We start from the raw sequence: 12,470 nt of genomic DNA, 5'->3' as shown, positions 1-12,470 counted from the left end.
GAGGGACCAGGTGACGCCGCCTCCGCTGTTTCCCCCGCGGTATGAGCCGATCGGGACGCTCGGAAAGGGCGGCGGCGGCGAGGTGTGGGCGGTGCGCGACCGGATCACCGGCAAGACGGTCGCGCTGAAGACGCTCGGCGAGGACGCGGACGAGCCGGAGGTGCTCGCGCTCGTCCGCGAGGCGGCGGCGCTGTCGGGCGTCGAGGGCCTCGGCGTGCCGCGCGTGCTGCGCTTCGGCCGGCTGCCCGCGTCGGGGCGGCCCTTCATGGTGCGCGAGCTCGTCGAGGGGACGAGCCTCGCCGATCTGCTCGCGCACAAGGGCGACCTGGCCAGGAACGTCGCGGCCATCGCCGGCGCGGCCGACCAGCTCACGCGCCTGCACCGCGCGCTCCTGCTGCACGGCGACGTGAAGCCCGCGAACATCATCGTCGGCGAGGGCGGGCGCGCCACCCTCGTCGACCTCGGCCTCGCCGCGCCGTTCCGTGACGACGGCTCGCGGCCCGTGGGCCTCACGCCCCGCTACGCCGCGCCGGAGCTCTTCAAGGGCGACCCGCTCACCGTCCGCGCCGAGGTGTTCGCCCTCGGCGCGACCCTCTCCGAGGCCCTCCGCGACAGCGCGGTCCAGCGCGATCCGAAGGTCGTCGACGCGCTCCAGGAGGTCGTCGACCGGGCCACCGCCAGGGACCCCAACGCGCGCTACCCGAGCGCCGACGAGCTCGCGAACGCGCTCCGGCGCGCCGCGCGGCTGCCCTGCGGGCAGAACGAGGAGACCGCGGGGCCGGCCGACGCGGGCGCGCGGCCCGGCGCGGGCGCGGTGGTCTGGCCGATCGTCGGGCTGGACGCGCCGTCCACGCGGCTGCTCGCGCAGATCCTGGCGCTGCCCGCGGGCGGCGGTCTCTCGATCGCCGGGCCGCCCGGGTCCGGGCGGAGCGCGCTGCTCCGGCGCATCGCGTGGTCGCTCGAGGTCGGCGGGTACGCCGTCGCGTGGGTCGAGGCGGCCAGCGGGGCCGACCCGCGCGAGGCGCTCGCGATCGAGCTGTCGGGGCACGACCTCGGCCGGGTGACGGCGCTCGTCGACGACGCCGACCGGCTCGGCGACGCGGAGCGCGATCGGCTCGACGAGGTGCGGAGGGCCGGCGGCAAGCTCGTGCTCGTGCGCGGGGAGCCGCCGGGGCGCGGGTTCGAGCGCTTCGAGATGGCGCCGCTCGACGAGCAGGTCGCCCGCGAGCTCGTGCAGCGCACCATCCCGTCGCTGAGCGACGCGGTGGCCGCGCACGTCGTCGCGCGCGCGGGCCGGTGGCCGGGGCGCATCCGCGAGATCGTCGCGCGCATCGCGCGCGCGCCCGTCGCGTCGACCGAGGACGTCGATCGGCTGCTCGACGCGCCGCCCGCCCCCCGGGCGGAGGCGTCCGGGCCCGGCGGCGCCGGCGAGGAGAGGGCGGCGCTGCCGCCCGCGGAGATCCACCGGCTGCTCGACCGCGGCCACTTCGACGCGGCCGCGGAGGCGCTCGGCCGGTACCAGGGCGACTGCTCGCCCGTCGTGGTGTCCATCCTGACGATCGCGCGCGCGCGGCTCGCCATGAACCGCGGCGACACCGCGCGGGCGCTCGCGGAGCTCGCGCGCGTGAAGGACCAGGTCGAGGCCTCGGGCGACCCCGCGCTGGCGGCGTTCTGGTCGCTGCAGATGGCCCGGGCGCTCGTCCGCACCGGCGACTACGGCGAGGCGGAGCGCCGCGCGGGCGAGGCCGTCGAGCGGGTGGGCCCGGTCAAGCTCGAGGCGGAGCTCGCCGGGGGGTCGCCCTCGCAGATCGCGACGGCGGCCGCGTTCGGCGCCTCGCCCGAGGCGATCGTCGCCGAGGCGGTGGCGACGCGCGGGCTCGCGCAGAGCTTCGCCTCGCGGCACGAGGACGCGAAGCGCACGCTCGAGCACGCGGTCCGGCTCGCGCGGCTCACGGGCGAGCCGCGGATCCTGTCGGTCGCGCTCGTCTCGCTCGCGTTCGCGCTCCAGCGGGACGACCGCCTCAGCGAGGCGAAGGCGGTCTACGAGGAGGCGCTCACGGCGGCGGAGCAGGCCGGCGACGCGGGCACGCTCGCGACGACCCGCCTGAACCTCGCCGCGCTCACGAAGCTCCAGGGCGACCTCGGCGCGGCCATCCGCCACCTCGAGGCCGCCGTCGACCTCGGCCGGCGCTCGGGCCGCGTGGCGACGATCCGGCAGGCGCTCCTCAACCTCGCGAACCTCGATCTCTACCTCGGGCGGCTCGCGCGGGCCCGGGTGTCGCTCGACGCGCTCGCCGCCCAGCGCGCGGATCTCGCGCCGCAGCAGCACGCGCAGCTGCTCGCGCTCGAGGCGGAGCACGCGGCGCGCTCCGGCGACCTCGAGCGGGCCGAGCGGCTCTGCCTGGAGTGCGCCGAGGCGTACGAGGGGATGGGCCGGCGGATCGACGGGGTCGAGGCGCGGCTCGAGCGCGTGCTCTTCGCGGTGGCGCGCGCCGGCGCGGACCCGCGCGTCCTCGGCGAGGAGATCGACGTGGCGTCGGAGCGCCTGGGGACGACCGGCGCCCATCGCGCGCTGCTCGCGCTGGCGCGCGGGCGCGTCGCGGCGCTGGCGCGCGACGAGCGGCGGGCCCGGGCGGCGTACGACGAGGCGCTCGACGCGGCGCGCGCCGCGGGCCAGCGCGACTGGATCTGGCGCGCGCTGGAGGCGCGGGCGCAGCTCGAGACGGAGCGGGGGCACCTCATCCGGGCGCGCCACGATCGCGAGGAGGCGCTGAGCACGCTGGAGGAGATCGCCTCGAAGCTGCCGCGCGACCTCCGGGAGGTCTTCTGGAACGACGGGCGGCGCAAGGAGATCCGGGCGGCGGCGATGCTCGAGCTGATGAGCAGCCGCACGGTGCCGTTCACCCAGCCGGGCGCGGCGCCCTCGCCCGGCGCGGCGCCCCAGCAGGGCGAGGACCGGCTGGCGCGGGTCCTCGAGATCAACCGGGCGATCGCGGGCGAGTACGATCTCACGCGCCTGCTCGCGAAGGTGACCGATCACGCGATCGCGCTCCTCCAGGCGGAGCGCGGGTTCATCATCCTGCAGCGGCCGCCGCGCGACGAGCCGCCGCCCGCCGCGGGCGAGGCCGCGGTCGACGTCTCGATCCACGCCGCGCGCGACCAGGCCGCGGCCGACCTCTCGATCCACGCCTCGCGCGACCAGGCCGGGGACGACCCGCACGCGCGCTTCTCCAGCTCGATCGCCGAGCGGGTGATCTCCACGGGCGAGCCGGTCGTGACCGCGAGCGCGCGGGACGACGCGCGCATGAGCGATTACGTCTCGGTCCACCAGCTCATGCTGCAGTCGGTCGCGTGCGTGCCGATCCGGCAGCGGAGCGGGCAGGTGATCGGCGCGCTGTACCTGGAGACCCGCCTGAGCGCGGCGGCGAAGTTCGAGGCCGAGCTCCCCACGCTGACGGCGCTGGCCGATCAGGTGGCGATCGCGATCGAGACCGCGCGCCTCGTCAGCGAGAACGAGCGCCGCGCCCGCGAGCTCGAGCGCGCCAACGAGGAGCTGCGCGCCGCGCGCGCCAAGCTGGAGGAGCTCCTCGGCCACCGGACCGCGCAGCTCGCCGCGACGCGGCGGGATCTGCGCTCGGCGCGCGCGGTGATCCGCGGCCACTTCGGCTACGAGGGCCTGGTCGGCACGAGCGAGGCGATGCGCCGCGTGTACGCGCTGATCGACCGGGTGAAGGACACCGACATCCCGCTGCTCATCACCGGCGAGAGCGGGACGGGCAAGGAGGTCGTCGCGCGGACGATCCACAACGCGAGCCCGCGGGCGAAGAAGCCGTTCGTCGGCGTCAACTGCGGCGCGATCCCGGAGCACCTGCTGGAGAGCGAGCTCTTCGGGCACGTCCGCGGCGCGTTCACGGGCGCCGATCGCGACCGCAAGGGGCTCTTCCGGGAGGTGACCGGCGGCACCATCCTGCTCGACGAGATCGGCGAGATGCCGCAGAAGATGCAGGCGGGCCTGCTCCGGGTGCTGCAGGAGAAGGTCGTCCGTCCCGTCGGCGGCGCGCGCGAGGAGCCGGTCGACGCGCGGGTCATCGCGGCGACGCACCGGGACCTCGCCGACATGGTCTCGCGCGGCACGTTCCGCGAGGATCTCTTTTACCGGCTGCACGTCGTCGAGGTGCGGGTCCCGGCGCTGCGCCAGCGGATCGAGGACATCCCGCTGCTCATCGACTACTTCCTCGGGATCTTCGCCGCGCGTTACGGCCGCGATCGGCGCAGCGTCTCGCGCGCCGCGCTGAAGCGGCTGTCGGCGTACAGCTGGCCCGGCAACGTGCGGCAGCTCGAGAACGTGCTGCTCAACGCGTGGGTCCTCTCGGACCGCCCCGAGCTGGAGAGCGACGATTTCGAGCTCCCCGACGCGGCGCCGCGGTCGCTGCGGAGCCTCGAGGCCGCGTCACCGCCGCCGAGCGGCGCGCGCGGCGGGGCTCCTGCGAGCGCCGGCCGGGCGCCGCCGTCGAGCGACCTTCACCGCCTCGAGACGTCGCTCGACGCGCACAAGGCGAGCGAGCGAGAGCGGATCCTTGTTGCGCTCTCGAGCTGCAACTGGAACCGGGTGAAGGCGGCGCAGGTGGTGGGCCTGCCGCGCCGGACGTTCTACCGGCGCCTGAAGGAGTACGGGATCCAGTGAGCGATCGATCGAACCTCGCCGCCTCCGTCGACGGCGCGCGCCTCCCCGACGAGGAGGCGCGCGATCTGTGGACGCGGTTCAGCCGGTACATGGATGAGCACCGCGGCGACGCGGCGGGCTTCGCGCGCGAGAGCGGCTACGTCAGCGTGACGCCGACCTTCGAGCGCGGACAGGCGCTGCTCGTGGTCCGGACGACGGAGGCGCCGCCGGAGAAGCCCGCGCCGCGCGGCAATGGCGCGGTCGAGCCGGGGCCGCCAGGCGGCCGGCGCAAGCCGGCACCGCGCGGCAGACGGCGGCGCTGAGCGCTCGCCCGGCGAGCCCGATCCGCGATGCGCTTGCAATCGCGGCGGGCGGGGCTCGGCCGCCGCGTCGGCGACGCGCTCGGGGGAGCCGGCGCCGGTGGGGGGACCGCGGCCGGCGTGCAGCGCCCGGTGGGGGGACGCCCGCCGACGTGCAGCGCCCGGTGGGGGGACGCCCGCCGACGTGCAGCGCCCGGTGGGGGGACGCCCGCCGACGTGCAGCGCCCGGTGGGGGGACGCCCGCCGACGTGCAGCGCCCGGTGGGGGGACGCCCGCCGACGTGCAGCGCCCGGTGGGGGGACGCCCGCCGACGTGAACGCAGTGAGTCTTGTTCGGCGCGCCGCGGCTTGGGCGGCGCCTCTGCTGGGAGCCGCCGCAGCGCGTGACGCACGGAGCGGGCGGCCGGGGCCACTCGGGCCACTGGGTCCCCAACAACTGCCACAACACGCGGGAGCATCCCTGCGTGGCAAGCAGATCAATCCCGCCGGGCTCGTCTACAGCTGGGTTGGCATGGCACCCGATGGGTCGTTTTCCTGCAGCCGGGCGGGTTCGCCCGGGGGCGCCCCCGAGATGCTCTGCGTTCCCAGCGATCCCTGAGGCGACCTCCTCCCATCCCCACCCTCGCCGCCGCCGCGCGTGCCGTGCTCGTTCGGCGCGCGGCGTCGTGTGGCGAAGGACGTGGCAGATAGGCGGTCGCCACGCCAGCCGGGAGTCCAGGCCGGCTGGCGCAGGCTCAACACGCAGCACACGCCGTGTCGCCGTGCGGGTACGCCGCTCAAGACCTCTCTCGCTAGAAGCGCTTCGGGCTGTTCGGCAGCTTGGAGTCGCGCGTGGCGCGCTCCTCCTTGCGCTCCGCGATCCGCCCGGAGAGGACCGCCTCCGCCAGCTCGCGGACCTCGGCGCTCGTCGCGCGATCGACGCGCGCGAGCGCCTGCTCGGCCGCGGCGCGGGCCTCGGTCGCGCGGCCCCCGAGCGCGTGCGTCCGGGCGATCTCGGCGAGCGTCGCGGAGAGCTCCGAGGCGTTGCCGGCGACGTCCAGCAGCCGCTTCGCGCCCAGGTAAAGCTCGAGCGCCGCGCCGAGATCCCCCTGGATGCGCACAAGATCGCCGTGCGCCCGGAGCACGCCGGCCTGGCCTGCGCCGTCCTCGAGCACCTCGAACAGCGTGAGCGCCTGCTCGTAGTCCGAGAGCGCGCCCTCCAGGTCCGACGCGTCGGCCGCCGCGACCCCCACGAGCTCGGCCACAAGCTCGAACTGCCTGCGGCGGAGATCGCCCCGCGCCTTGAGCGTCGCGGCCTGGCCCCGGCGCTCGAAGCCGGTGCGGAACAGGGCGAGCGCCCGATCGTAGTCGCGCACCGCGTCCACGAGATCCTCCTGCAGCGAGCGCAGATCCCCCCGCGCCTTCAGCACGGCGGCCTGGCCCAGCACGTCGCGCGTCGCCGAGAACAGCTCGAGCGCCTGATCGTAGTCGCGCTCGGCGCCCGGGAGATCCCCCTGCCGGGTCCGGAGATCGCCGCGCGCCTTGAGCACGCCGGCGTGCCCGAGGTGGTCCTCGGTCGCCTGGTACAGCGTGAGGGCCCAGTCGTAGTCGCGCGCCGCGCCCGTCACGTTGTCCTGGCCGAGCCGCATGTCGCCGCGCGCCTTGAGCACGCTGGCCTGCCCGCTCCGAGCCCCCGCGCCCTGGAAGAGCGCGAGCGCGGTGCTGTAGTCGCGCGCCGCGCCCGGCAGGTTGCGGAGGCGGACGCGCAGATCGCCGCGCGACTTGAGCGCCCGCGCGTGCGCGGCGCCGTGCGGGCGGGCGCGGGGCGACTCCGTGGGCCCCTGGCCGTCGGCGCCCTCGGCGGCCCCGCGCGACCCGGCGCGGGGCTTGAGCGGCTCGCGATCGCCGAGCTGCAGGAAGACGTGGACCGCCAGATCGTAGTCGCAGACCGCGCCGCCGAGATCGCCCTCCTCGGCGCGCGCGAAGCCCCGCGCCCGCAGCGCGTCCCCCTCCCCCGCGCGGTCGCCCGCGGCCTGGAACAGCGCGAGCGCCTCGTCGTAGTCGCGCACCGCCTGGACGGGGACGCCCTCCCGCAGGCGCAGCGCGCCGCGATCCATGAGCACCTGGGCCTGGCCGAGCACGTCGCCCGAGGCCTGGAACAGCGCGAGCGCCTCGTCGTAGTCGCGCCCCGCGCTCACGGTGTCGTTGCGCCGGAGCAGCAGGTTGCCGCGCTCCCGCAGCGCGTGGCCGCGCGCCTCCGGCGCCGTGCCGTTGAGGCTCGGCGGCGCGGCGCTCGATCGGGGACCGCGCATCGCGCTGTCACCGAGCACCTCGGCCAGCGATCCGCTCTTCGGGGCGCAGCGATCCAACGCGCTCTCGAACGAGCGCTGCGTGGGAGGATCTCCATCCACGCCCTTCAGCTCGGACTGGGCTTCTGAGCGGCGACGCATGATAGACGGAACATCCTACCGCGGCGGCGCCCCTCTCGTGGAGACATTGCGCCGGCGGCCGCGCGCTCACGCACATTCCGCGGCCGTACCTTCCACGCCATCGGCGCGTCCACGTACACGCGTCCACGCGTCCACGTACATTCCAACTTCGCGCTTTTCGTCGCGGTCAGCGCGGCGCTCGGCCGCGCCGTCCGGGTCGCGAGCGGCGGCGCGCCGGCCGCCGCGCGCCACGGTTCGCTCCCTCACGCAGGCGGCGGCGGCGCGACCTCGCGCGGCGCGCCCGCCGCCGCGCCGCGGCGGTCAGAGGCCCTTGCGCGAGATGAGCACCGCGTCCCGCTCGACCTCGTGCATCGCCTGGGTCACGAGCGCCGCGGCGGTGTGCTCGCGCACGTGCATGACGCGCAGCTCGGCGTAGGTCTCGTCCGGCAGCAGCTCCTCGTCGACGCCGAACTTCGGCGCGTCGACCTGCGCCGGCTGCTCGTCCTGCAGCCGCGGCCTGAGCGTCGCCAGCTTGCCGGCGCCCCCGAGCTGCTGCACCCAGCGGTCGCCGCGCCGGACCGCGAAGAAGCGCTGCCCCACCTTCACGCCGTCCTTCTCGCCCTTGTCGATGAACACCACCTGGTGCTGCCCGAAGAGCTGGTAGGGGTAGATCGCCGCGATGATCCTCGCCTCGAGGTCCTGCTCGGCGCTCGCCGGCGGCACCACGTCGAAGCGGCGCACCACCGAGCCGACCCTGTCCCCGCGCTCGACGACGTCGAGCGACTCGATGAGCCGCGCGCGCACCATGTGCGTCTTCGGGTTGTAGCGGTCCACGCGCGCCGTGCCGCGCACGGTCACGAGCTCGCCCTTCGGGTCGCCGCCGCTCCTCACCTTCTTGATCTCGCGGAAGATCGTGAGCTCGTCGCCGATCGCGACGTCGTGATCGTCCGAGAGGCGGAGGTAGACGTCGTCGCCCTCGCTGAGGAGCATCTGGTCCTCGGGGCTGGCGACGAGCTCCCCCCACGTGTCCTTCTTGACGTCGTCGACCCAGCCGAGGTCGCGCAGGAAGATCGTCTTCGCCGGCACCCGCGACCCGCGCCCCGCCTGCCTCGCCCCGAGCCCGATGCTGCCGCGCGTCGGGCCCTCGTTCGGGTCGCGGAGCCGGATCCGGTCGCCCGGGTAGATCCAGTGCGGGTTCTGGAGCTGCGGGTTCAGCGCCCAGACCTGCGGCCACGCGTAGGGGTTCGTGTAGTACCTGCCCGAGATGTCCCAGAGCGTGTCGCCGCGCCGCACCGAGTGCGACTCGGGCACGACCTGCCCCTCGACGACGTAGCTCCCGCTCGCGCTGCCCCGCACCGAGGCGGGGCCCTCGCTGCGGCGGCCCAGATCGAAGCCGTCCGACGGGCGGGACGTGTCCGTGGTGCCCCGCGAGCTGGAGGGCAGGTGGGCGTTCGGATCGAACCCCGGCTGCGGGTAGCCCGGCACAACGACCTGCGTCTCGACGGTCGGCTCGGCCTGCGGGAGCTGGACCACGGTGACGCCCGGACCCTGGCCGGCGCCCTCCTCCTGGGCCAGCGCCAGCGGCGACGCCGCGGCGAGCGCCAGGGAGACCGGGACCAGCGTTGCCTTCGCGTGGAACTTCATCGATTGCGCCTCGACAGGGTGGAGGGTGGCGGGCTCGGCGGCGTCGATCCGCCGCCCGGAGGCTCGTCGATCACGACGCCCTTCGCGGTCGAGCGGAGCACCGGCGGCCGCGCGCCGCCGTCCTCGGGCGCGAGCCGCACCACCTCGAGGTCAGGCCTGTCCGGCTCCTCCGGGGCCGCGGCGCGCGCCGCGGCCTCGCCCGGGCGCGCCGCGCCGCGCGGAGCGGCCCGCGAGCGCTCCAGCGAGCCCACCCGGTCCGAGAGCACCGCGTTGTCCGCGCGCACCCTGACGAGCTCGGCGCGCAGCTCGGAGAGCTGCTGTCCGACCGCGTCCCGCCCCCCGCCGCACCCGGCGGAGAGCGCGGCGAGCGTGAGCCCCATCGAGCAGATGCCCAGGCCAGTCCTCATGCAGCGCCCAGCCTACCCGCCGCCGCGCCGACCGGCCAAACGCACGGCGATCTCGCGCGTTACAGAGCGCGCACAGTTCTGCTAGGGTCGCGCCTCCCAGATCGAGCTGCGAGGGGTGAACGTGCGGAAACTCTTCTTGATTTTCCTGATCGCGACGGCGGCCGCCGCGTGCGGCGACGGCGGCACGGAGCCCGCGGCGACCGAATGCTTCGATTATAGCAAATTCGACGGCGCGACCCCCGAGGTGAGCTTCGCGACCGACGTCCTCCCGGTCTTCCAGCGGTCCTGCTCGTTCAGCTCGACCTGCCACGGCGCCGAGGCCGGCTCGGCCGGGTTCACGTACCTCGGCCCGGGGCTGAGCGAGCAGGCCACGCCGGCCCAGATCGACGCGATCGTGGCCCAGAACGTCGGCGCCGCGTCGCGGGCGCCGTCCGGGATGCCGCGGATCGCGGCCGGCGACCCCGCGAACAGCTTCCTCATGCACAAGATGGACGACACCCTGAGCTGCGGGGACCTCGAGTGCGCCCCCGATCGACAGTGCGGGGAACCGATGCCCTACACCGGCGACACCCTGGCCGCGGCGGAGCGCGACGCCGTCCGCCGGTGGATCCAGCAAGGGGCCAAGGTCAATTGATCGGCCGGCTCTCGGGCCACGTCGTCGAAGAGGGCGACGAGGGCACGGTGGTGCTCGACGTCGGCGGGGTCGGCTACGAGGTGACGGTCCCGCTCGGCGCCCTGGGGCGCGCGCGCGGCATCGCCGCGCCGGCCGGCTCGGACGCGATCACCCTGTTCGTCCACACCCACGTGCGCGAGGACGCGCTCCTCCTCTACGGCTTCGCGACGCGCGAGGACCGGGCGGCCTTCCGCATGCTCATCGGCATCTCCAGCATCGGCCCGAAGATCGCGGTGGCCATCCTCAGCGCGCTCGGCGCGGGGGAGCTCGCCGCGGTGATCGCCCGCCGGGAGACCGCGCGCCTCACCGCCATCCCCGGTGTCGGCAAGAAGACCGCCGAGCGGCTCGTGCTCGAGCTGAAGGACAAGCTCGTCAACCTCCCCTCGGCCCCGCTCTCCTCCGCGGCCTCGCCGCCCGCGGCCAGCGCCGCGAAGCAGGACCTCCTGCACAGCGCGCTCACCCGCATGGGCTACCGGCCGGCCGAGGCCGAGCGGGCCGTCGCCGCCCTCGGCGCGCGCGTCGACAGCGCCCCGCTCGGGGATCTCGTGCGCGACGCGCTCGCGATGCTGTCCAAGTGAGGCGCCCGCGCGAGGCGAGCCGCCGGCCGCTCCGGGCCCTACCGGCCGCAAGCGCACAGAGAAGCGACAGACAGTCGACAGAAGGCGGCCGCGGCGAATATGCTCCCGCCGCCGTTCGCCTTGGACCCCGTCGGTCGCTCGTTGTGAGGAGGCCTGGTGATCACCTGCCCGAAGTGCTCTAAGGAAAATCAGGACCATTACAAGTTCTGCCTCGGCTGCGGCGCCGAGCTGCCTCGCGACGTCTCGCCGAAAAAGTTCGCGCCGGGCACGCCGCCCCACGGCGTGCCGGCGGCTTCGCGGTCGAACAACAGCTACGGCGATGAGCCGACCGCCATCGGCACCGGCGCCCAGAAGGGGGCCCCGGGCGCGCCCCCGCCGCCCGCCCTCGTCGACCCCGCGGCGTTCATGGCGCCGGTCCGGGGCGAGGACACCGGCACGAGCAGGAAGGCCGCCGCCGCAGCCGCCGCGCAGCCGTCGGCGCCCGCGGCGTCGGCCGGCGCGGGGACGGTCGTCTGCCCGCAGTGCCAGGAGCCCAACCCGCCGTCGAACAAGTTCTGCGCGCTCTGCGGCTTCAAGCTCCTCAAGCCGGCGGGCCTGTCCGTGCAGCCGCCCGCGCCGGTCGTATCCACGTCGGGCGCCGCGAACGTCGTGCTGACCGCGCTCCGGGCCGACGGCACCGAGGCCGGCTCGTACACCCTGCCCGCGAACCCCACGACGATCGGGCGCGACGCCGGCGCGATCTTCGGCGGCGACAGCTACCTCTCCCCGCGCCACGCCACGTTCTCGATCAAGGGCGGGCGGCTGTTCGTCAAGGACGAGAGCTCGCTCAACGGCGTCTACCGCAGGCTGCGCAGGGACACGCCGGTGCAGCTCGACACCGGCGACGTCTTCCGCGTCGGCCAGGAGATCGTCCGCCTGGAGTCGCTCGCCCCCGCGCCCGCGACGCCCGACGGGGTCGAGCGCCTCGGCAGCCCCTCGAAGGGCTACGTCGCCCGCCTGGCGCTGATCATCGGCAGGGACGCGACCGGCAACGCGTTCCCCGTCCCCGACACCGGCCTGCACCTCGGGCGCGAGCGCGGCGACATCCTCTTCCCCGAGGACGGCTACGTCTCGGGGCTCCACTGCCAGATCTCGCTCCAGGGCGGCCGGCTGTTCCTCACGGACCTCGGCAGCTCGAACGGCACCTTCCTCCGCGTCCTCGGCGAGACCGAGATCACGGGGGGCGACATCCTGCTCATGGGTCAGCAGCTGTTCCGCGTGTCCGTGTGAGGCCGCGCGACCTGGGCCCCGAGGACGCGACCGTCCCGCTCGCACAACCCCGCGCCCCGTCGTACGCTGGGCGTCGCTGAGGCACTCGTCATGGAAATGGTCCGCACCATCCGCGTGGTCGCCGCCGTGATCGAACAGGACGGCCGCTACCTCATCACCCAGCGCCGCCCGACCGCCGTGCTGCCGATGCTCTGGGAGTTCCCGGGTGGACGCGTGGAAGAGTCCGAGACCGACGCGGCCGCGCTGAAACGCGAGGTCCGGCACCGGCTCGGCGTCGAGATCGAGGTGCGCCAGCTGATCTCGTTCGTGAGCCACCCGTACGAGCGCTACGTCGTCGACCTGTACCTCTACGAGTGCCACATCGAGAGCGGCGAGCTCGCGTCGCTGGCCGTGAACGCCTTCCGGTGGGTCACGAGCGCCGAGTTCGATCGCTACCCGTTCACGCCGGCCGACGAGGCCAGCATGAACAAGCTCCTCGGCATGGCCTGACGCCCCCGGGCCGGTCCGCC

Annotated in this window: 9 protein-coding genes; 6 read left to right on the top strand and 3 right to left on the bottom strand. The window is 75.1% G+C overall.

The genetic code is table 11. From position 1 onward, the window contains the following. The first annotated feature begins 10 nt into the window (after window positions 1-10). Window positions 11-4,684, top strand: a complete 4,674-nt coding sequence (locus tag WMF17_RS01950; RefSeq protein WP_437647748.1) for a sigma 54-interacting transcriptional regulator — start codon at window positions 11-13, stop codon at window positions 4,682-4,684. After that, window positions 4,681-4,986, top strand: coding sequence for a hypothetical protein (locus WMF17_RS01945; protein ID WP_437647746.1), 306 nt, complete (start codon window positions 4,681-4,683; stop codon window positions 4,984-4,986). The genes WMF17_RS01950 and WMF17_RS01945 overlap by 4 nt, the downstream gene beginning before the upstream one ends. 787 nt (window positions 4,987-5,773) lie before the next feature. Here the strand turns inward: WMF17_RS01945 and WMF17_RS01940 are convergent. From WMF17_RS01940 to WMF17_RS01930, 3 genes are all read right to left on the bottom strand, one after another. After that, the gene (locus tag WMF17_RS01940; RefSeq protein WP_437600290.1) at window positions 5,774-7,411 is read right to left on the bottom strand and encodes a tetratricopeptide repeat protein; all 1,638 of its coding nucleotides are present in this window, start codon (window positions 7,409-7,411) and stop codon (window positions 5,774-5,776) included. 300 nt (window positions 7,412-7,711) lie between these two features. Further along, entirely contained in the window at window positions 7,712-9,034 is a 1,323-nt protein-coding gene (locus tag WMF17_RS01935) for a LysM peptidoglycan-binding domain-containing protein (RefSeq protein ID WP_437647744.1), read from the bottom strand. After that, on the bottom strand, window positions 9,031-9,441 hold the full coding sequence (locus WMF17_RS01930; protein WP_437647742.1) for a hypothetical protein: 411 nt from the start codon (window positions 9,439-9,441) through the stop codon (window positions 9,031-9,033). The genes WMF17_RS01935 and WMF17_RS01930 overlap by 4 nt, the downstream gene beginning before the upstream one ends. 115 nt (window positions 9,442-9,556) lie before the next feature. Between WMF17_RS01930 and WMF17_RS01925 the strand changes: the two genes are divergently transcribed. The 4 genes from WMF17_RS01925 (at window position 9,557) to WMF17_RS01910 (ending at window position 12,450) form a co-directional block, all read left to right on the top strand. Next, window positions 9,557-10,075 carry a hypothetical protein gene (locus WMF17_RS01925; RefSeq protein ID WP_437600288.1) on the top strand — a complete coding sequence of 173 codons (519 nt, stop codon included), beginning with the start codon at window positions 9,557-9,559 and terminating at the stop codon, window positions 10,073-10,075. Continuing rightward, on the top strand, window positions 10,072-10,692 hold the full coding sequence (ruvA, locus tag WMF17_RS01920; RefSeq protein ID WP_437600287.1) for a Holliday junction branch migration protein RuvA: 621 nt from the start codon (window positions 10,072-10,074) through the stop codon (window positions 10,690-10,692). Before WMF17_RS01925 ends, ruvA begins: the two co-directional genes overlap by 4 nt. A 156-nt stretch (window positions 10,693-10,848) precedes the next feature. Then, entirely contained in the window at window positions 10,849-11,961 is a 1,113-nt protein-coding gene (locus WMF17_RS01915) for an FHA domain-containing protein (RefSeq protein ID WP_437647741.1), read from the top strand. A gap of 90 nt (window positions 11,962-12,051) precedes the next feature. Then, complete coding sequence (locus WMF17_RS01910) at window positions 12,052-12,450, top strand: (deoxy)nucleoside triphosphate pyrophosphohydrolase (protein WP_437647739.1); 399 nt, start codon at window positions 12,052-12,054, stop codon at window positions 12,448-12,450. The last annotated feature ends 20 nt before the right edge of the window (window positions 12,451-12,470 follow it).

Origin of the sequence: Sorangium sp. So ce362, assembly GCF_051519845.1 — a bacterium.
Lineage (GTDB): Bacteria > Myxococcota_A > Polyangia > Polyangiales > Polyangiaceae > Sorangium.
Note: the sequence above shows the minus strand (reverse complement) of the source record. Positions and strands in the feature narration are given on the sequence as shown.

What these genes read in the sequence shown, in the direction of transcription:
- WMF17_RS01940 (WP_437600290.1), bottom strand. Translation starts at nt 7,411, where the DNA reads ATGCGTCGCCGCTCAGAAGCCCAGTCCGAGCTGAAGGGCGTGGATGGA.
- WMF17_RS01935 (WP_437647744.1), bottom strand. Translation starts at nt 9,034, where the DNA reads ATGAAGTTCCACGCGAAGGCAACGCTGGTCCCGGTCTCCCTGGCGCTC.
- WMF17_RS01930 (WP_437647742.1), bottom strand. Translation starts at nt 9,441, where the DNA reads ATGAGGACTGGCCTGGGCATCTGCTCGATGGGGCTCACGCTCGCCGCG.
- WMF17_RS01910 (WP_437647739.1), top strand. Translation starts at nt 12,052, where the DNA reads ATGGAAATGGTCCGCACCATCCGCGTGGTCGCCGCCGTGATCGAACAG.